17 protein-coding genes and 1 other RNA gene are annotated in these 19,337 nt (G+C 65.7%); 12 read left to right on the top strand and 6 right to left on the bottom strand.

Annotation, left to right across the window (positions count from 1 at the left end):
- Positions 1-37: 37 nt before the first annotated feature.
- Positions 38-1,984 (bottom strand): molecular chaperone DnaK, encoded by a 1,947-nt coding sequence (gene dnaK, locus T31B1_RS16175; protein ID WP_353250561.1) that lies wholly within the window; start codon positions 1,982-1,984, stop codon positions 38-40.
- 118 nt (positions 1,985-2,102) lie between these two features.
- A complete protein-coding gene (grpE, locus tag T31B1_RS16170; RefSeq protein ID WP_353250560.1) occupies positions 2,103-2,729 on the bottom strand; it encodes a nucleotide exchange factor GrpE in 627 nt (208 codons plus the stop codon).
- 172 nt (positions 2,730-2,901) lie between these two features.
- On the opposite strand from grpE, the gene T31B1_RS16165 reads away from it, so the two are divergent.
- The 3 genes from T31B1_RS16165 (at position 2,902) to T31B1_RS16155 (ending at position 6,069) form a co-directional block, all read left to right on the top strand.
- Positions 2,902-3,789: an NAD(+) kinase gene (locus T31B1_RS16165; protein WP_353250559.1), complete on the top strand. Its 888-nt coding sequence runs from the start codon at positions 2,902-2,904 to the stop codon at positions 3,787-3,789.
- Positions 3,790-3,792: 3 nt separating this feature from the next.
- Entirely contained in the window at positions 3,793-5,466 is a 1,674-nt protein-coding gene (gene recN, locus T31B1_RS16160; RefSeq protein WP_353250558.1) for a DNA repair protein RecN, read from the top strand.
- A gap of 117 nt (positions 5,467-5,583) precedes the next feature.
- Positions 5,584-6,069 (top strand): outer membrane protein assembly factor BamE, encoded by a 486-nt coding sequence (locus T31B1_RS16155; protein ID WP_353250557.1) that lies wholly within the window; start codon positions 5,584-5,586, stop codon positions 6,067-6,069.
- 12 nt (positions 6,070-6,081) lie between these two features.
- On the opposite strand, the gene T31B1_RS16150 is transcribed toward T31B1_RS16155, so the two are convergent.
- Together T31B1_RS16150 and T31B1_RS16145 are read right to left on the bottom strand one after the other, a co-directional pair.
- Positions 6,082-6,363 (bottom strand): RnfH family protein, encoded by a 282-nt coding sequence (locus T31B1_RS16150; RefSeq protein WP_353250556.1) that lies wholly within the window; start codon positions 6,361-6,363, stop codon positions 6,082-6,084.
- Positions 6,360-7,742, bottom strand: coding sequence for a sodium-dependent transporter (locus T31B1_RS16145; RefSeq protein ID WP_353250555.1), 1,383 nt, complete (start codon positions 7,740-7,742; stop codon positions 6,360-6,362). The genes T31B1_RS16150 and T31B1_RS16145 overlap by 4 nt, the downstream gene beginning before the upstream one ends.
- A gap of 170 nt (positions 7,743-7,912) precedes the next feature.
- Between T31B1_RS16145 and smpB the strand changes: the two genes are divergently transcribed.
- The 3 genes from smpB to T31B1_RS16130 all read left to right on the top strand — a co-directional run bounded on the left by smpB (position 7,913) and on the right by T31B1_RS16130 (position 11,015).
- Positions 7,913-8,392: an SsrA-binding protein SmpB gene (smpB, locus tag T31B1_RS16140; RefSeq protein ID WP_353250554.1), complete on the top strand. Its 480-nt coding sequence runs from the start codon at positions 7,913-7,915 to the stop codon at positions 8,390-8,392.
- 925 nt (positions 8,393-9,317) lie between these two features.
- Positions 9,318-9,676, top strand: a transfer-messenger RNA (tmRNA) gene (gene ssrA, locus T31B1_RS16135).
- Positions 9,677-9,833: 157 nt separating this feature from the next.
- Positions 9,834-11,015, top strand: a complete 1,182-nt coding sequence (locus T31B1_RS16130) for a glycosyltransferase (RefSeq protein WP_353250553.1) — start codon at positions 9,834-9,836, stop codon at positions 11,013-11,015.
- 6 nt (positions 11,016-11,021) lie between these two features.
- Here T31B1_RS16130 and T31B1_RS16125 read toward each other — a convergent pair whose 3' ends face one another.
- Both T31B1_RS16125 and T31B1_RS16120 read right to left on the bottom strand, forming a co-directional pair.
- Entirely contained in the window at positions 11,022-11,897 is an 876-nt protein-coding gene (locus tag T31B1_RS16125) for a glycosyltransferase family 2 protein (RefSeq protein WP_353250552.1), read from the bottom strand.
- A complete protein-coding gene (locus T31B1_RS16120) occupies positions 11,894-13,963 on the bottom strand; it encodes an HAD-IIB family hydrolase (protein ID WP_353250551.1) in 2,070 nt (689 codons plus the stop codon). Before T31B1_RS16120 ends, T31B1_RS16125 begins: the two co-directional genes overlap by 4 nt.
- A gap of 72 nt (positions 13,964-14,035) precedes the next feature.
- Here T31B1_RS16120 and T31B1_RS16115 point away from each other — a divergent pair, with 72 nt between their 5' ends.
- The 6 genes from T31B1_RS16115 to T31B1_RS16090 all read left to right on the top strand — a co-directional run bounded on the left by T31B1_RS16115 (position 14,036) and on the right by T31B1_RS16090 (position 19,253).
- Positions 14,036-15,103, top strand: a complete 1,068-nt coding sequence (locus T31B1_RS16115; RefSeq protein ID WP_353250550.1) for a glycosyltransferase family 4 protein — start codon at positions 14,036-14,038, stop codon at positions 15,101-15,103.
- Between the two features lie 148 nt (positions 15,104-15,251).
- Entirely contained in the window at positions 15,252-16,355 is a 1,104-nt protein-coding gene (locus tag T31B1_RS16110) for a glycosyltransferase family 2 protein (protein ID WP_353250549.1), read from the top strand.
- Positions 16,352-17,395 (top strand): acyl-CoA dehydrogenase family protein, encoded by a 1,044-nt coding sequence (locus T31B1_RS16105; protein ID WP_353250548.1) that lies wholly within the window; start codon positions 16,352-16,354, stop codon positions 17,393-17,395. Before T31B1_RS16110 ends, T31B1_RS16105 begins: the two co-directional genes overlap by 4 nt.
- A 38-nt stretch (positions 17,396-17,433) precedes the next feature.
- Positions 17,434-18,054, top strand: a complete 621-nt coding sequence (locus tag T31B1_RS16100) for a PIG-L deacetylase family protein (RefSeq protein WP_353250547.1) — start codon at positions 17,434-17,436, stop codon at positions 18,052-18,054.
- Positions 18,051-18,632: a class I SAM-dependent methyltransferase gene (locus tag T31B1_RS16095; RefSeq protein ID WP_353250546.1), complete on the top strand. Its 582-nt coding sequence runs from the start codon at positions 18,051-18,053 to the stop codon at positions 18,630-18,632. The genes T31B1_RS16100 and T31B1_RS16095 overlap by 4 nt, the downstream gene beginning before the upstream one ends.
- 69 nt (positions 18,633-18,701) lie before the next feature.
- A complete protein-coding gene (locus tag T31B1_RS16090) occupies positions 18,702-19,253 on the top strand; it encodes a DUF421 domain-containing protein (protein ID WP_353250545.1) in 552 nt (183 codons plus the stop codon).
- The last annotated feature ends 84 nt before the right edge of the window (positions 19,254-19,337 follow it).

Here is a 19,337-nt window from a genome sequence, read left to right as displayed (position 1 = left end):
TGGCGTTACCCCGGCTGCTGGGTCGAATTAACCGACGTTACGAGTTGGTGCCGGACTTCTTGTCGTCTTCCTTGACTTCCTCGAAGTCGGCATCGACGACGTCATCGTCCTGGCTACCCTGGCCCTGCGCCTGGGCGTCGGCGCCCTGCTCGGCCTCGCCTTCGGCACCCTGACCATAGACCTTCTCCATGACCGGTGCCGACGCTTCGGACAGCTTCTGGGTCTTGGCGTCGATCTCGTCCTTGTCGTCGCCTTCGAGTGCGGTACGCAGCTCGGCGATGGCCTCGTCGATCGGCTTCTTCTCGTCTTCGGTGACCTTGTCGCCCAGATCACGCATGGACTTCTCGATGCCGTGGATCAGGCCGTCCGCCTGGTTGCGCGCGGTGATCAGCTCGTTGAACTTGGCATCTTCCTCGGCGTGATCCTCGGCGTCCTTGACCATCTGATCGATCTCGTCGTCCGACAGACCGGAGGAGGCCTTGATCACGATCGACTGTTCCTTGCCGGTGGCCTTGTCCTTGGCCGAGACGTTCAGGATGCCGTTGGCGTCGATATCGAAGGTGACCTCGATCTGCGGCGTGCCGCGCGGTGCCGGCGGAATATCCGACAGGTCGAACCGGCCCAGCGACTTGTTGGCAGACGCCTGCTCGCGCTCGCCCTGAAGAACATGCACGGTCACGGCCGGCTGGTTGTCCTCGGCGGTCGAGAAGGTCTCCGACTTGCGGGTCGGGATCGTCGTGTTCTTATCGATGAGCTTGGTCATCTTGCCGCCCAGGGTTTCGATACCCAGCGACAGCGGCGTGACGTCCAGCAGCAGCACGTCCTTGGTGTCGCCCGACAGGACCGAACCCTGAATCGCGGCACCCACGGCCACGGCCTCATCCGGGTTGACGTCCTTGCGGGCATCCTTGCCGAAGAAGCTCTTGACCGCTTCCTGTACGGCCGGCATGCGGGTCTGGCCGCCGACCAGGATCACGTCATCGATGTCCGAGGCCTTCATGCCCGCGTCCTTGAGCGCAGTCCGGCACGGATCGATCGTGCGCGCGACCAGATCCTCGACCAGGCTTTCCAGCTTGGCGCGGGTCATCTTCATGTTGAGATGCTTCGGGCCCGACTGGTCAGCCGTGACGTACGGCAGGTTGATCTCGGTCTGCTGCGTGGAGGACAGCTCGATCTTGGCCTTCTCGGCCGCTTCCTTGAGCCGCTGCAGGGCCAGCTTGTCCTTGCGCAGATCCACGCCCTGCTCTTTTTCGAACTCGGCTGCGATGTGCTCGATGATCTTGTTGTCGAAGTCCTCGCCGCCGAGGAAGGTGTCGCCATTGGTGGCATGCACCTCGAACTGATGCTCGCCGTCGACTTCGGCCACTTCGATGATGGAGATATCGAAGGTACCGCCACCCAGATCATAGACCGCGATCTTCTTGTCGCCGCCTTTCTTGTCCATGCCGTAGGCAAGGGCGGCCGCGGTCGGCTCGTTGATGATGCGCTTGACGTCCAGGCCTGCGATGCGGCCGGCGTCCTTGGTGGCCTGACGCTGGGCATCGTTGAAGTAGGCCGGCACGGTAATGACCGCCTCGGTCACCTTTTCACCGAGATAGTCCTCGGCGGTGGACTTCATCTTCTGCAGCACCTTGGCCGAGATTTCCGGCGGCGCCATCTTCTTGCCGCCCGCTTCGACCCAGGCATCGCCGTTATCGGACTTGACGATCTTGTAGGGCACCGTCTCGATATCACGCTGGGTCGTCGGATCGTCGAACGTGCGGCCGATCAGTCGCTTGATCGCGTACAGCGTATCGGTCGGATTGGTCACCGCCTGGCGCTTGGCCGGACGACCGACCAGCGTCTGATCGTCGTCCGTGAACGCGACCACGCTGGGCGTGGTGCGTTCACCTTCGGCATTCTCGATCACCTTCGGCTGATCGCCCTCGAGAATGGCCACACACGAGTTCGTGGTGCCGAGGTCGATACCAATAATCTTACCCATGTTCTAGTCCCTCTGACTGTGCGCCGTATAAACGGCGTCTTGCAAAACTTGACTTGCTCTTCGATTTGGGGCGCGGCCGTTGCCTTTTCAAGCGCCGCGGCGAGTTAGACGACCGTGGTCAGCCTTTTTCGGCCGGCTTTGCGACCACGACCATGGCCGCGCGCAGCACACGTCCATTGAGCGTGTAACCCTTCTGCATGACCGCAGCGACCGTGTTGGGCGCCATGTCGTCGGTCGGCTGGGTCGACACGGCTTCATGAAACTCCGGATCGAACGACTCGCCCTGGGGGTCGATCGGCTCGATGCCCGCCTTCTCCATGCTGGTCGCCAGCATGCGCGCGGTCATGTCCATACCCTCCTTGAGCTTGTCGAAGTCGCCGCTGTGTTCTTCGGCGGCCTGCTGACCCAGCTCCAGGCTGTCGCGCACACCCAGCAGATCGGCTGCGAATTTCTCGAGCGCAAACTTGCGGGCGGACTCGACATCGCGCGCGGCGCGCTTGCGCACGTTCTCCATCTCGGCCGCTGCGCGCACCGCCTGGTCGCGGTACTGGGCAGCTTCGGCGCGCGCCTGGTCGAGCTCGGCCTGTAGCTCTTCGGTCTCGGCCAGGCTATCGGCGCTCGCGCCGCCGGCATCGACATAATCCTCGGTGCCGTCCTGAACGGCCTCGATATCCGGCTGCGGCGCATTTTCCGCGGCCGAGTCCTGTTCGCCATGCGGCGTCTTGGGCGTGTCTTGTTGGCTCATTGGCAAATCCCCGCTTGAATGACCTGGACAGTCGCAACCCGTGTTCGACTGTCCCGTTGGCGAGCATGATTGGGCTGGCTGTCGTCATTTCAAGCGATATCGTCGCGCGCGTTGAAATTATCGGCCAAGGCGTGAATGCTTGTGCGTTGGAGTCGCGAGAGACAGACGGGCCATGGCGCACGAGTTCGAAACCATCGGCATTCTTGCCAAGAAGGACGGCGACAGCGTGCGCACGACGTTGCATGCCCTGGTGGACGACCTGCTCGGCCGAGGCAAGACCGTGCTCGTCGACGACAGCCACGAGGATATTGCCGACGGCATCGACCGCTGCCCGCGCATTTCGCTCGGCCAGCGCTGCGATCTCGTGGTGGTGGTCGGCGGCGATGGCACGTTGCTCGATGCCGGTCGCCTCGTGGCCGCCACCGGCACGCCGCTGCTCGGGGTCAACCTCGGGCGCCTGGGTTTCATGGTCGACGTGCTGCCTCGCGATATGCGAGCCACGCTCGATGACGTCTTCGCCGGCCGGTATATCGCCGAATCGAGGCTGATGTTGTCTGCCCGAATCGAACGCGCCAGCGGCCAGTTCGAAAAGGACGCCTTTGATGCGATCAATGAGTGCGTAATCCGCAACCAGGCCTTTGCCCGGGTGCTGGATTTCGACACCTACATGAACGGCGTCTTCATCAGCCATCATCGGGCCGACGGCATGGTGGTGGCCACGCCTACCGGTTCGACAGCCTATGCCCTGTCCGGCGGCGGCCCGGTGCTCCACCCCGGGCTGAACGCGCTGGCGCTGGTACCGATCTGTCCGCATACCCTGTCCGACCGGCCGCTGATCGTGGATGCCGACCACCGCATCGAAGTGCACGTGGCCAACAATCTCGATGGCTCGGCGCTGTTCACCAGCGACGGCCAGGTCACCCAGGCCCTGTCGGGCGGTGATCGCGTGCATATCGAACGGGCGCCGCACAACCTGCAGCTGATCCACCCGCCGGGCTATGATTACTTCAACATACTGCGCAACAAGCTCCAGTGGGGCCGCGGCCAGCAGCTGGCCTGATTCATGCTCGCAGAGATCACGATCCGCAATTTCGCCATCATCGACCGCCTGGCCGTGGAATTCGGGCCGGGCATGACGGTGCTCTCGGGCGAGACCGGCGCCGGCAAGTCGATCCTGGTCGGCGCGCTCAATCTGATCCTGGGCGATCGCGCCGATGTAGAGGCGATCCGCGAGGGCGCGGACCGAACCGATATCACCGCGCGGTTCACGCTGGCCGACGCGCCGGCAGCCGCGGCTTGGCTGGCAGAACACGAACTCGATGACGACGACGAATGCGTCATCCGCCGGCTGGTCGCCCGGGAAGGTCGCAGCCGAGCCTGGATAAACGGCACACCCATGCCGGTGCGCGAGCTGCGCGCCCTCGGTCAGACGCTGGTTGATATCCACGGCCAGCACGCCCACCAATCGCTTCTGCGCCGCGGGGCACAGCGTCAGCTGCTCGACGAGTACGGCAGCTACGACGCCGAGCTGACCGCAACCGCCGACGCCGCCCGGGCGCTGCGCGATACCCGGACGGCCATCGAACGGATCGAGCAGGTCGATGCCTCCGGCGACATGCGTATCGACCTGCTGCGCTACCAGGTCGGCGAACTGGACGCGCTGGCTCTGGCCGACGACGAAATCGACACCCTCGGCGCCGAACACCGTCGCCTGGCCAGCGCAGAACGGCTGATCGCGGACGGTCAGCAGGCGCTCGCCGCGCTGTTCGAAGCCGACGAAGGGGCCGCCATGGATCAGCTTGGCATGGCCGAGCGGTTGCTGACGGATCTGGGCAGCATCGATGCCGGTTTCGGCCCGATCGCCGAGTTGGTCACCAGTGCGCGTATTCAGACACAGGAGGCGGCAGACGATCTGCGTCACCATATCGACGGGCTGGATATCGACCCGCAGCGTTTCCGCGAGGTCGAACAGCGCCTGGCCGGCATTCAGGATCTGGCCCGCAAGCATCACGTAAACCCCGCCGATCTGCCGAGCCTCGCTCTTCGCCTGAACGATGAACTGGCCGAACTCGAGAATGCCGGCGAGCGGCTGACAGCACTCAGACAGGCCGAGGCGCGACAGGTGGCCGACTACGACGAAGCCGCTGCCGCGCTCAGCCGTGCCCGACAGAGCGCGGCTGAACAGCTCGGCGATGCGATCAGCGAGATCATCCGCACGCTCGGTATGCCCGAGGGCGATTTCAAGGTCCAGGTGAGCCCCGGCGCCGCGTCACGCGTCGCGCCCACCGGAACCGACGAGATCGAGTTCCTGATTGCCGCCAACCCGGGCCAGCCGGCACGCCCTCTGGATCGTGTGGCTTCCGGCGGCGAGCTGTCGCGTATCAGCCTGGCCATCGAGGTGGTTGCAGCCAGTCGTACCCGGGTGCCCACCCTGGTCTTCGATGAAGTCGACACGGGTATCGGCGGCGGTGTGGCCGAGATCGTCGGCCGCCAGCTGCGAGCACTGGGCAGTGCCGGCCAGTCGCTGTGCGTGACTCATCTTCCCCAGGTCGCCGCGCTGGCCGGCCAGCATCTACGCGTAGCCAAACAGGTGGCCGGCGGCCAGACCTCCACGTCGATCACCACGCTGGACGATGACAGCCGGGTCGAAGAACTGGCGCGCATGCTTGGCGGGGTCGAACTCACCGCCCAGACCCGAGCACATGCCGCCGACATGATCGCGCGTGCCCAGCGCTGAGCCCGCCTCGCCGAGCAGCACGCTGTTTGGCAGGCACAAAAGCCCTGCCGTATGATGCGGTTCGCATCTCGGACGCGGACGGCCACCGGCCGTCGTTCCACCAGGGATTATGGTCGTATGAGAACACTGTTCGTGCTAGCCACGCTGCTGATGCTGTCCGCCTGCAGCCTGCCGGTCTTCTTCCGGGTACCGGTAGTCCAGGGCAACGTGGTGACCGCGAAGAACGTCGGTCAGCTCGAGCTCGGCATGACCAAGCGTCAGGTCCAGTACGTCATGGGCACGTCGCTCATCGACAGCAGCTTCGAAAAGGACCGCTGGGACTACGTCTTCTATTATCGCGATCCACGCGCGCACGTGCGCCAGAGCGAGCTGAACCTGTACTTTGCCAACGGCCAGCTCGCCCAGATCGAGGGCGATGACGAATACACCGCCAGCGTGATGGACGGCGCCCCCGGACTGGACGACGATAACCCTCTGCCGAGCGAGGTCTCACCGGGCCCGGATAACGATGGCCCCGGCCCTTACGACGACGAACTGGGGCCCTATGACGATGGCCCCGGCGCTCGGGAAAGCACCATCGGCGCCCCGCTGCCGGGTACCTGAGCCAGCTGTCGGCTAGCCCTGATCCCGCGCGCGTGCGCGGCGGCGCGCCCGCGGATCGGCCAGCAGGCTTCGATAGAGTTCGATCCGATCACCGACGCGCAACGACTGTTGCGCATCGACCTTGCGCCCGTAGATACCGTAGGCCGGCCGTTCACCGGTCAAGCGCTCGCACAAGCCGGCCAGCCCGGACGCTGTGGCAGCCGTCTCTACGGTCAGCCCAGCGGTCAGGGCCACGCGTTCACGCCAGCAGCGCCCCGGCAGTGCCAGTACGACTTCGATCGACGCGTCGTTCATAACCCCCAGATCCGTTTGGCCAGCGTGAACACGCCAAGTGCGTAGGCCAGCATCACCACCAGTGCGATGCGGCAAGGATAGCGTAACAACCCATGCCAGACCGCGAAGCCGACAGCACGCCGAGGCCGGTCGTCGGCGTGCCAGGCCTCCACGAGCCGACGCCGTGCGAGCACGCGTCCGAGCAGCACACATAACAGCAGCCCGCAGATCGGCCCGATGACGTGTGTGGCCGCCAGCAACAACCAGCCAAACGGGTCGTAACCCAGCAGGCGCCAGTCTCCCAGCGCACCGAATGACATCAAACCCAGCAGCCCCACCAGGGTGAGGCCCAGGCCGGCATACAGGCTCGATCGGAGACGCGAGAACCCGCTTCGGCGCTCGACCGTGCGCACGACCGGCTCGAACAGCCCGATCGCGGTCGATACACACACGAGTGCGACCAGCACGAATACGATCGGAGCGCGCCAACTGCCGTCGAGCGCGACCGGCAGAATCTCGAACACGCTCTGAACGCCCTCGCCCAGATGCATGCCGCTGCCGCTGACGAATACGCCCAGCACGAACGCCGACGTCAGCGCGGCGAGTACGTCCGCCAGGATCACGATCAACGACAAGCGAACCACACGGGCATCGTCGGGCAGATAGGCCCCGAATGCCACGATCACGCCGCTGCCGAGGCTCAGCGAGAAGAACGCCTGGTAGAGCGCCTCTAACACGCCTTGCGTGCCCAACGCCGTGAAGTCCACGGCAAACATCGCCCGCGCCGCCGAGCCGGCATGCGGGTCGAACACGGCCGAGACTCCCAGCAGCATCAGCCCGGCAATCATGCACAGCGCCAGCGTACGCATGACCGGTTCCACGCCGCGCCGCAGCCCGCGCGAGGCCGTCGCGCATAACAAACAGAAAAACAGCAGCAGCCAGCCGAAGCCGCGTTCGGAATCGCGCGCAAACGCCACGAACTGAGCCTGCGCCGTATCGAGACTACTGCCGTCGAGCACGCCGGTGACCGCGCGCATACAGTAGGCCAGAGCCCAGGCAGCGACCACGCTATAGGCCGCCAGCAGCAGCCCTGCGCCCGCCACCGCCAGATAACCGCACCATACCCATAGCCGAGAATGCGCCGAGTCGCGTGTCCAGTGCGACAGGACGCCCGGCACGTCCGTGCCTGTGCCGCGGGCCATGAGTAACTGGCCGCTGAGCAGGGGCAGCCCCATGGTCACAAGCGCCAGGACATAAACCAGCAGAAACGCCCCTCCGCCGTGTTCGCTCAGCAGATACGGCAGTCGCCATAGATTGCTGAGGCTGAACAGCGCAGCGATGGTCACCACCACGAACCGTGTGGACGACGACCATCGGGGGGCCAGTACCGGATGGCTCACCGCGCCGCCGCACCCGTTACTACGGCGCGGATATGGGCCCGCCGGCGTGTCGATCGCCGGCGACCGATCGAGTCCGCCATGCCGACCCGACGAATATTGCCGATGCCGCCCCGCTCGCTGGCCATTCGAAGATCCCTCGTCTGCTTGCGTCAGCCGGCTATACTAAGCACATGGCAAAGCAAAAAAACAGCAAACAGCCCAGTGCGACGATCGCGCTCAACAAGCGTGCGCGTCACGACTACTTCCTCGAGGAACGCCTGGAAGCCGGGTTGGTACTCGAAGGCTGGGAGGTCAAGGCACTGCGTGCCGGCAAGGGCCGGATCACCGAAGCTTACGTACTGATCAAGGACGGCGAAGCATTTCTTCTGGGCGGGCATATTCAGCCGCTGGAATCGGCCTCGACCCATGTAGTGGTCGATCCGACCCGCACGCGCAAACTGCTGTTGCACGAGCGTGAACTGGCAACCCTGATCGGCGCCACCGAACAGAAAGGCTATACGATCGTGCCGCTGGCGATGTATTGGAAACGGGGCAAGGCCAAGCTCGAAATCGCGCTCGCCAAGGGCAAGGCCAAGCACGACAAGCGCCAGTCCAAGAAGGAAGCGGACTGGAACCGCCGCAAGGCCCAGATCATGCGCAGCGACGCCTGACACGACCCGGCTAAACGGGTTCGTCTATGCTTGGCGAATGCGCGTGCACAGCAACGGCTCCTGACTGGCGAGGCAGGCCTGATTATCGGCACAGCAGTACAGAAGGCCATCCTCCTCTCGAGCGATGTCCGCGACGCGCGACACCATCATCTTGAGCGCTGTCGTGGGACAGCGCACGACAAGTCGTTCGCCACGACGCAGCTCGACGCCGGCGCCCGTGGCACCGAGCGAAGCCGATACCGGTGCAGCGCCGGGAAAGCGGATGTCGCAGGCATGCGCCCGACATCTGCATCGCGAATCGCGCAACCGGCATATGCGCGTTCCGTCCTCGCGGCAACGGGGTTCGTCGAGTTCCGACGGTGGCCGCCTGTTCGATGGGTTCGCTCCCACTACGGGAACGCGCGGCTGCGGCTATGCGGTGACGGCCCATCCGTCCGCCATCACCGCCGATGATTTCGCCACGGTCACGCCAGGCGATGGTTCGCGCGCCATTCGAACCCGATCGGCGGGCCGCGCAGCGTATGTCGCCGACGGCCGTTTTATGCTGGCCGATGGGCGAGACGATGCCGGCGTGGCGGTAACCGCAGCAGTGCCGCAGTCCACGCCCGCAGTGAGCAGGCCAGAACAGGCCACCACGCGTTCTGCGTGCTGGCCGATTCGATCGGTCGCGGTAGCCGACGTCGGCGGCAACGAAGCCTATGCGACCGCGGGGCGTTGATCGTCGTCGCGAGCGCGCCAGGCGAAGCCGGCGCGGTCACCGGGCGCCGTGCCGAGCTGACGATGATCTTGCAAACCGGGCGCCGGACCGGTTCCCGGTTCGCCTGGCCCGCCGCCTCATCTGGCCCGTGGCCCGCGCCGGTAGCGCACTACCCAGCAGACTCGCAAATTCCCGATTTGCCTGTGTTAGAATCTGCGCGTTCCGACCGGGGGCGACATGGCTTCGACGCGGATGTCAAAACCCAAGGTGCATGCCGAGGTTGCAATCTTCCTCGTTAATCAGTTTGCACCCTAAGCTAGTTGCGAACGACGACAACTACGCTCTAGCGGCTTAAAGCCCGCTAGTGCCCGCCCGGCAAGTGTCTATGCTTCCGGTCACGGGTATCGACTCTCATAGACTCGCGGCAAAGCCCCGTTTCGGGCTGACCCGTTAAGAGCAAACGAAGCTAAGCGCAGGTTTTCCCTGCCCGTTGGGTAACCTGCGCCGACAACCAAAAACGGTATAAGCATGTAGATCCGAGGGTGGAGAATCCGCGGACGCGGGTTCGATTCCCGCCGCCTCCACCAATACCGGAGCCGCCCGGCTCCGCGAGCCCGGCTGCCGAAAGGTGCCGGGCTTTTTCATGCGCGTCTGCAAAAGGCCTCGAGTCAGTCAAACTACCCAGTTCACCGGGCCGCGCGCGGACGTATGCTCGACGCTTGTCGCCGACACGGACCGGTATTCATGCGTAGACCCATCTGCTTTTTCGTTCACCATCAGGGACGCGGGCACGCCCAGCGAACCATGGCGATCGTCGAGCGCATGCATCCCGCGCGGCCGGTGAGCGTGGTCACTGCCGACCCCGGCCTTTTCGACGGCTTCAAGCGTGATATCGAACGCATCGCCCTGCCGGACATGATCGGCGCCACCGTTCCCACGCCAGCCCTTTACTCGCAGCCCACGCCGGCGGTCATGCACTGCGTGCCGCTGGGACTGACCGCGATGCGACGATCCATGCGTCTGATTCTGGATCATCTCGACGATCGCGACATCGGGCTGTTCGTGATCGATGTATCGGCCGAGCTCGCGCTGCTGGCCCGTATCGCCAGCGTGCCGGCCGTGACCATCCGTATGCACGGCATGCGCAACGATCCGGGTCACTTGGCGGCCTACGAGAGTTGCACAGGCATGCTGGCGCCGTACGATCCGGCGATCGAAGAGCCGGATTACCCCGAGTGGGCGCGAGCCAAGACATTCTATTCCGGCGGTCTGTGCACGCACGACCACGGCGTGCCAGATCGCGCCGCCGCCCGCGCCCGCCTGGGGCTGCCTGCCGAGGGCGAGATCGTGCTCGCACTGACCGGCGGGGGCGGGGCCGGCACGCCATACGCGCCGTTGACAGTCGCCGCACGCGCCGCGCCGGAAAGCTTGTTCGTCACGATCGGGCCACTGCACCGGGAAGGCCACGAAACCGATTTCGCCAACCTGATCAATCACGGTTGGGTGAAACGACCGGCCGACTATATCGCGGCCGCGGACATCGTCATTGGTTCAGCCGGCGATAACACCGTGCATGAAATTGCAAAGATCGGGCGGCCCTACATATGCGCGCCGGAATGGCGTTACTTCGACGAGCAGACCGGCAAGGCGCAGCGTTTGGCCGCGCTTGGCGCGGCCATTCACATGGCGCGCTGGCCCGGCGATTTCCAGGGCTGGCAGGCCGTGCTGGCCGAGGCGCGAACCCTGGACGTCAGCCGCCTTATGCGTTTGTACGATCCCGACGCGGCGAGCCATGCCGCCGACTGGCTGGAAAGCCGGGTCGATACCCTGTGGGCCGACGCCCGCCCAGATGCCGCCGAGACGGCGGCGGTCGCCGGTGCGCGGGTGATACCGATCGGCGAATCACTGGGCGCCGGGTCGGCCTGATCCAGCTCAGCCCCAGCGCGCGCTGTCGTCCAGCCGTGCGGCATCGATGTCCGCCGGGCCGGGATGACGACGTACCTGGATCCGCGTTGCCTGCGGATGCCACTCGATGAAACCGGCGTCGGCGAACAGGCCCAGCCAGTAATCCATGCACCAGTGCTGCCAGCGAGCGTGAAAACGTCGTGCGTTGGCGATGATCGCCTCGAAATGCTGCAACGGCGGCCGGTGCAGACGATGATGCTGATGCCAGGCCAGCGCATCGGCCACCCAGTAGAACCGCAGCCCGGCGGCGGCCAGGCGGTGGGCGTAGTCGGTCTCCTCGCCGCCGTAGCCGACATATGCTTCGTCCATGCCGCCGGCCGCGTGATGGGCCGCGCCGGTCAGGGCAAAGGACAGCCCCCACAGCTGCCCCGGATCGGGTTCGACCCGCACGCCGTGTGCCGGCGGCGCCGGGCGTGCCGGATGACGCAGTCCCGAACGCGCCAGCTGGTCGTAATCCAACCGCCGGTGCGGATCCAGATCCACCGCGCCTGCGGACAGATAGCGCACCTCGCCCAGATACAGGCCCGGACCCCGATCGAGCGCTTCGGCATAACGGCCGACCAGCGCCGGCGCAGCGATACAGTCGACATCCAGAAAGATCAGCCCCGGATGGCGGGCCACCGCGGCCGCCCGATTACGCGCGGCCGCCAGCGGCAGGGACTGTCCGTCGACCATGACATGACGGACGGGAAAAACGGTGGCTGGCAGCCCGGCGTGCGGAGCCGGCTGCATCCATGCAATCACCAACTCGTCGGGGGGACGCTGCTGCGCGTTCAGGCCGTGAAGAAAATTGATCAGGTGCTCGCGGCGTCCGCGAACCAGCGTCAACACGCTGACCTTCACGGCTGGCGCCGCTCCTGGAAGTGACGTACACCCTCGATCACGCCCCAGGCATGCGGTCGACCGGCGCGATAGGCGCGGGACAGACCCGGCTGGCCAGCCAGATCGTCGCGATAATTGGCCACGATGATCGGGCAGGCACTGGTGGCCAGCATGTCGATATCGTTGCCGGAATCGCCGGCAACCATGACCTGTGTCGGCGCCAGCCCAAGGCGCTGGCGCAGATACTCTACCGCCGCACCCTTGCTGGCCGCAGCCGGCAGTACGTCCAGATAGCGCCCGTGACTATGAATGACGCTGCAAGCCAGACCGGCCGTATGCAGCCGCAGCCGTACTGCTTCGAGGGTGGCAGGCGTATCGGCGACGAGATAACTGATCTTGTGCGTCTTCTGTTCAAGCGCGCCCTGCAGCACGAGCCCCGGCAGCCCCTCGAGCGCGCGCGCAATACGTTCGCGGTGCCAGTGGCGATCGATCTGGCGATGCCAGCGCCTGTCCCGTCGATAGGTCACGCCGTCCTCGGCCAGATAGTGAATCTCGGCGCCTACGGAGGTGATCAGAAACCGCGGCGCGGCGATATCGCTGGCCTCGAGTACCGCCATCGCGCTGTGGAAACTGCGCCCGGTTGCCACGCCGAAGGTCACCCCGGCCTCCCGCGCCAGCCAGCCGTTGAACGAATCGATCCCAAGCGCACAGCCGGTGAGCGTTCCGTCGATATCCGAAACCAGTAGCGCACGACTGCGTGCGATACGCACGCTGGGCGTATCGTTGGCCAGCCGCCCAAGCAATTCGTGATATCGCCGGGCATGTTCGTGCCAGTCATAGGAGGTGACGGCGGCCTTGCCGGCTGCCGAGTAGCGCTGCCATCGCTCCGGATCGTCCAGAAGATCGAGCGCGGCCTCGGTGATTGCCGACGGCTCGGCGGGGTTGATCAACAAGCCGTTGCCGCACCGTTCGATGATGTCGTTGGGACCGCCGCTGTCGGTGGCGATAACCGGCAGCCCTGCCGCGGCAGCCTCCAGCAGCGTCAGCCCGAACGGTTCGTTGAACGCCGGATTGACGAACATCCCCTGGCGTGCCCGCGCCCAGGCATAGACGCCTGGGACATCAGCCTCGACGTGCTGCTTGGGGTAGGCGATCTTGCCGTACAGATCATAGCGATCGATCAGGGCCAGAATTTCCCGCAGGTTCGCAGCCAGCTCAGCCTCAAGATCGTCGATACGGTCGCGATGACCGGCCAGCAACACCAGATTCGCACGTGCCTGCAACGCCGGCGACTCGCCGTAGGCACGAATCAGCGCGCCCAGATTCTTGCGGCTGACCGGCCTGGCGATGGCGAGCAAGGCCGGTTTGTCGGGCTCGCTCAGAAAGCGGCCGAGCATGGCATCGACCTGACTCCCGATCGCGCCCTCGGCGAACGGGCTGACATCGATCCCAGGCGCGAGTATGCGGATCCGCCCCGGCTCGTAGGCAGCATAATCGGCATATTGGATCTCTGCCTCATCGCGCGAACTGGCGAGCACAAGATCGGCCTCCCTCAGCGCGCGCTCCTCGTAGGCGATGCGTCGATCCAGCGCCGGCGTGCTGTCCGCGCCCGCCGCGGCAGGCTGATGGCGCCGCTTGACTCGTCCCAGCGAATGGGCCGTGAAGACGAAACCGATACCGTGTTCTGCCTTGACCCCGGCGGCGACCTCGGCCGCGTCGGCATAGTGCGCATGCACCACATCGGGCGCTCGCTCCAGACCTGCGATATAGTCGTTGAGCGCACGGGTGAAGGCCGGCAACTCCGGCCAGAGCGCTTCCTTGGCCAGATACCCCGGATTAGGCGTGGCCAGTCGCACGACCCGGATCTTGGCGCTGCGGTGTTCACATGGCGCCTGATAATCGACGGACGTGAAGTCGGCACTGAAGGCACGGGTGACAATATCGATCCGGTCGATCTGCGGGTCGGCGGCCGACGCATCGGCGAGTTGCATCAGATAGCGGATATGCCCGCCCGTATCGGCCGTGATCCCGTATTCGACCGCGCCGGCACAAAGACAGCCCTGCAGGGCAACGTGCATGATAAACACTCGGTTTAACTCCTTGTCCGTCGGCCAGTCGGGAAAATCGCCCGTGGCGTCGTCGTCTGTCGGATGGTGCCCATGATCGATACCCGAACACTTCGTATTGCCCAGGTCGCACCGGTGATCCGAGCGGTACCGCCCGCCGACGAAGGCGGCACTGAGCGCATCGTCGCGGAGCTGGCCGATGCGCTCATCGATCTCGGACATGACGTCACGCTATTCGCTCCGGCGGGTAGTCATACGCGTGCCCGAATCGTGGAAGGCCCGCCCAGCCTCGAAGCGTTGACCGCAGCCCACGGTACGGTGCCGCCAGGCACCCCGGCCGTCCTGGAAGCGGCGCTCTTGGAGACGCTTCGGCCGATGCTCGACCAATTCGATATCGTTCACTGCCACGGCGAGTTCTTTCATGCCGCCCTGCTTGGCGCTGGTCGCCCGACGAGCCTGACCACCCTGCACTGGCGGACCGACGAACTCGATCGCCGGCTGTTCTTCGAGTGTTTCGCCGACTTGCCGGTGGCCGCGATATCCGCGAGCCAGGCGGCCCATGTGCCGGCCGCCAATCTGGCCGGCATCGTGCCGCACGGGCTCGATGGAGCCCGGTTTGGCGCCGGGCCGCCCAATGCCGGCGACGACCTGCTGTTCATCGGCCGAATGACCGATCAGAAGCGGCCGGACCTGGCCATAGAGATTGCGCGTGCTGCTCATCGTCGAATCAGACTAGCCGGGGGTATCGATCCGGGTAATCCGTACTATTTCGCGCATCACGTGGAAAAGCGGCTCGGTGCCGACGCCGAATATCTCGGCGCGATCGGCGAGGCCGACAAGATCGCCCGGCTGCACGAGGCTGCAGCATTGCTGTTGCCGATCGACTGGCCCGAGCCTTTCGGACTGGTCATGATCGAAGCGATGGCCTGCGGCACGCCGGTCATCGCCTGGAATCGCGGCGCCGCGCCCGAAATCGTCGAACACGGGGTGACCGGCTTCATCGTGGACAGCATCGCCGAAGCGGTCGAAGCCTTGGAGTGGGTCTCGGGCCTGGATCGTGATCGGATCCGCGGTGTCTTCGACCAGCGTTTCAGCGCCAAGCGAATGGCCGAGAATTATGTGGCGCTGTATCGGCGACAACTGGCCCGCCGCACGGGTTAATACCGATGGCAGACTCGTCGGCGCGTGGGCACGCTGACGCCATGATCTTCACGCACACAGGCCCGAATCGATGCACCCTGGCCCGGCGGGCGAACATCTTGCGTTCGCTAGATGGGTCCGTCCCGAGACCGTCAATCTGTCGGAGGACATGTTGATATCGGGCGGCACCCCGCGCGAATCCGGCGCCAGGACCATGCCACCCGCGCGCAGGCCGGACCGCAAGCGTCCGAGCGTGGCGGTCTGCGTACCGGTCCGGGATGAGCGACGCCACCTGACGACGCTCGTGGCCGCACTGGCCGGCCAGCAATCGTTGGCCAGCCCGTTCGCGCTGTGTCTGGCATTCGATGGCGCGCAGCCCGACAGCCAGGCGACCGTCCAGGCGATGAGCGTGGACGCTCCGTTCACCCTTCATTGCACCACTATCGAACGCCACGACACACCCAACGCGGGTCGCGTCCGCCGCGCGGCGATGGGTTTGGGCGTGGAATGTGTCGGTCGCGGGCAGGATGCGAGGCTGTTGACCACCGATGCCGACAGTGCACCCGCGCCTGACTGGATCGTGCGCGCGCTCGCGGCCTTGAGCCGTGTCGATGTCGTGGCCGGCCGCATACAGCGCCGCCAGCCGCATCGCCTGGGTCCACGGTATCGGCTGGAGAATTATCTGGATCGGTTGTATCGGCTGGAACGACAGGTCGATCCGATCGACTACGAACCGACGGGCGCCTATCCGGGTATCGGTGGCGCCAATCTGGGTTGCCGCGCGCCTGTCTATCTCGCATTGGGCGGATTTGCCGCCTCCAGCTGCGACGAGGACACAAATTTCGTCCAGGCGGCCCGACAGGCCGGCTATCGCGTCGCGCGCGATCCAAGCGTACGGGTGGCGACCTCGTCTCGGCGCCAGGGACGCGCACGCGGCGGATTGGCCGATGCGCTGCGCGACAGCGTGGATGTGGACACCATGCAGGTCGAACACCCCGCCGATGCGCTGGCGCGCTACCAGCGTCAGGCATTGGCGCGCCGGGCATTCGATGCTCGACGCAGCAGCGGCGCAATGGCGATGCTGGCCAGCCGTCTGTCGCTGCCGGTGGCGCGTGTGCAGCGCGTGGCCGATGATGCAGCCAGCGCCGATGCATTCTCGCTGGCCCTGGCCGCGGATCGCCCGGCGCGGCAAGTGGTACTCTCCGAGGCCGAACGGCTGCTGGATGCCATCGAATTCGATCATCGTGCGCTGCAAACGGCCACCGCACCATGAATGCCGTCGTGGAAGGCCACTCTCACGGCCTGTTCGAACTGGTGCGCACAAACGATAACGCCGGCTTCATCCGGGCCGGCATCGATCGACTGGCCGCGGACATGGCATTCGACGACCCGCGCGACAGCGTTCAGCTGCTCGCGCTACTTCGACGCCTGTATGCCGCCGGTCGGCACGATCTGGCCCTCGGGCGGCTGTTCGAAGGGCATGTCGATGCCTTGCAGATCATCGGCCGCTACGCGGCGGCAACCGATCGCGACCGGCTATTCGCCGCCGCGCGTGCCGGCGCGCTGTTCGGGGTCTGGAACGCGCCGTTGCCGGGCGAGCCGCTGGTGTTGGAAGGCGCCGATCTGTGTGGCGGCAAGGCGTTTGCCTCTGGCGCGGGGCTGCTCGATTACGCGCTGGTGACTCTCGAGGCGGGCGATGCGGCTCGGGCGCAGCTGGCAGCGGTGGACCTGAACGCGATGGCGCCGGTCGTCGACCGCAGCTGGTGGGATACGCTGGGCATGCAGCACTCGGAAACCCATCTCGTACGCTGGCAGTGTGCTGCCGGGACAGGCCTGACCCTGATCGGCGCGCCTGGCGACTACGAGCGCCAGCCCTGGTTCTCGGGCGGTGCGCTACGTTTCGTCGCGGTCCAGGCGGGCGGCGTAGCGGCGGTGCTCGATCAGGTTCGGGATCACCTGGTGGCGCGCTCGCGAGACGATGATGCGCATCAGGCATCCCGTCTGGCCAGGCTCTACGCGTGTGCCCAGGCGTCCGCCGATACGGTTTATCGCATAGCTGAGCAGGCATTCGACGACCGCCCGACCGTGCACGCCGCTCGTGTGGCACATGCACGGGCGGTGGTGGCTGAACAGGCCGACCGCGCCATCAGGCTCGCCCAGCAATCGGTCGGCGTCCAGGGATTGTTCCGTGAGCATCCACTGTGTGCCACGATCGCAGATCTGATGGTCTATCTACGCCAACCCGGTCCCGACGCGCAGCTGATGCAGGTGGCCCGCGCGGTCGCGGCCGGCGATCTGACGGCCGACCTTTGAGGCCGCCGAGGCTGACCGGCCTTCGCCGGGCGGTGATCGTGGCTCCACATCCCGACGACGACGTCATCGCAGCCTTCGGGCTGATTCGCCGGTTGCGGAGCCAGGGCACGCACGTGCATGTCATCGTAGTCACCGACGGGGCCGCCTCGCATCGCCACAGCCAACGCTGGCCGGCCCCCCGCCTGCGGATGGCCCGTCGCGCCGAGTGCCGCCGCGGGCTGGCACGGGCTGGCGTCCACGCCCACCGGGTTCGTTTTCTCGACTATCCCGACGGCAGTCTGGGCGCCTTCGATGATGTCGACACCCGGGGCCTGGCGCGCGCGCTGACACGCACCCGGTCGCCTGACCTTCTGGTACTTCCCTCGGCCAACGACGATCATCCGGACCATCGCCGGGTCGCGGCCGCCGCCGCGCTCGCCTGGCCGCGCTGCCGTCGGCGGCTGAGCTATCTGGTCTGGCCGCGCGCCGAGGGCCGATCCTCGCCCACCCGATATACGCTGGCGCTGGATAGTGTCACCGTGCATATGAAGCGTGCTGCGATTCTTTGTCATCGCACCCAGACCGGGCTGATCGACGACGACCCGACGGGCTTCTGCATGGACACAGCGACGATCGCGCGTTTCGCGCGGCCGATCGAGCGCTTCGGTGCGTTGCGGTGAGCCGGTCGATCGACCTGGAGGGTTTTCAGGCAACGTTTGCGGCCAACCCCGACCCCTGGGGCACTTACATACGGCGCGACGAAATACGCAAGCGCGTCTGTCTGCTACGTGCCCTGGGCCCCGGACGCCGGGCACGCGTGCTTGAGCTTGCCAGCGGCAACGGCGCCAACAGCCAGGCCCTGGCCAGCCGCGCGCTGGCCCTGGACGCCTGTGAAGGCACGACAGCGGGAGTTGCCCTGACCGCCGCGGCGCTGGCCGGTCGTCCGCATGCACGCGTGTTGCATCGCGTGCTGCCGGGTCGTCTACCTCGCGTCCGCTATGAAGCGATCGTGATCGCGGAGCTGCTCTACTATCTCAACAGGCGGGCCATGCGGGCGCTGGCCCGGCACGTGGCCGCGCATCTGGCCCCGCACGGCCGGCTCGTGCTGGTGCATCACCATATCGATTTTCACGACACCGCCCAGACCGCGCAGGCCATTCATCGGCGTTTTCTAGCAGCTACCGGTCGGAACTGGCACAGGCATTACGCCCATCGCAACCAGCGCTGGCGCGTCGACGGGCTGTCGCGACCACGCTGAGCTTCGCCGCTCCATCGGGCCGGTGCTTTCGCACGCGCCCTGACTTTCCACGTTTCCATGAGGTCTTCCATGATCGATCCCGCCTGGTTCACCGCCAGCTCTTCGTCACTGGTGTCGATGCTTGTCTCCACGCTGGGCATCTATATCGCACTGATGCTTTTCACCCGCCTGTCGGGGCTGCGTAGCTTCTCCAAGATGTCGAGCTTCGACTTCGCCATTACGGTCGCCTTCGGCAGCATCCTCGCTTCCACTATTCTGAGCGACACGCCGGCGCTGGCCACGGGCGTTGCCGGGCTGGGTCTGCTGTATCTCATACAGTATGCGGTCGCGCGCAGTCGCCGCTTGAGCCGCAGTATCGAACGCTGGGTCGACAACGAGCCGATGGTGCTGATGGTCGGCGACCAGATGCTGGCGAACAATATGGACGCCGCCCGGGTCACTCGGGAGGATCTGTATTCGAAAGTACGCATGGCCGGCATCATCGATCTTGCGCAGGTCCTGGCCGTGGTCATGGAAAGCACCGGTGATATCAGCGTCCTCGAACACGGGCCGAACATCGATGCGCGCCTGTTCGAAGGGGTACGCGACGGCGGGCGCGTACTCGACCAACACCGCACCTGAGGCGCGCTGGTCGAGACGCCTGTCTGGCTGGCTTACGTGGCGAGACCGCGAGTGCCGCGCGCTTGTGGCGCTCGCGCATACGTC

The sequence above is a fragment of the Salinisphaera sp. T31B1 genome, from assembly GCF_040361275.1.
Taxonomy (GTDB): Bacteria; Pseudomonadota; Gammaproteobacteria; order Nevskiales; family Salinisphaeraceae; genus Salinisphaera.
This window is presented reverse-complemented; position numbering and strand designations above follow the sequence as displayed.

Bases quoted from the DNA above. Each gene is read 5' to 3' on its own strand.
- dnaK (WP_353250561.1), bottom strand. From the start codon at position 1,984: ATGGGTAAGATTATTGGTATCGACCTCGGCACCACGAACTCGTGTGTG.
- grpE (WP_353250560.1), bottom strand. From the start codon at position 2,729: ATGAGCCAACAAGACACGCCCAAGACGCCGCATGGCGAACAGGACTCG.
- T31B1_RS16165 (WP_353250559.1), top strand. From the start codon at position 2,902: ATGGCGCACGAGTTCGAAACCATCGGCATTCTTGCCAAGAAGGACGGC.
- recN (WP_353250558.1), top strand. From the start codon at position 3,793: ATGCTCGCAGAGATCACGATCCGCAATTTCGCCATCATCGACCGCCTG.
- T31B1_RS16155 (WP_353250557.1), top strand. From the start codon at position 5,584: ATGAGAACACTGTTCGTGCTAGCCACGCTGCTGATGCTGTCCGCCTGC.
- T31B1_RS16150 (WP_353250556.1), bottom strand. From the start codon at position 6,363: ATGAACGACGCGTCGATCGAAGTCGTACTGGCACTGCCGGGGCGCTGC.
- smpB (WP_353250554.1), top strand. From the start codon at position 7,913: ATGGCAAAGCAAAAAAACAGCAAACAGCCCAGTGCGACGATCGCGCTC.
- T31B1_RS16130 (WP_353250553.1), top strand. From the start codon at position 9,834: ATGCGTAGACCCATCTGCTTTTTCGTTCACCATCAGGGACGCGGGCAC.
- T31B1_RS16115 (WP_353250550.1), top strand. From the start codon at position 14,036: ATGATCGATACCCGAACACTTCGTATTGCCCAGGTCGCACCGGTGATC.
- T31B1_RS16110 (WP_353250549.1), top strand. From the start codon at position 15,252: ATGTTGATATCGGGCGGCACCCCGCGCGAATCCGGCGCCAGGACCATG.
- T31B1_RS16105 (WP_353250548.1), top strand. From the start codon at position 16,352: ATGAATGCCGTCGTGGAAGGCCACTCTCACGGCCTGTTCGAACTGGTG.
- T31B1_RS16090 (WP_353250545.1), top strand. From the start codon at position 18,702: ATGATCGATCCCGCCTGGTTCACCGCCAGCTCTTCGTCACTGGTGTCG.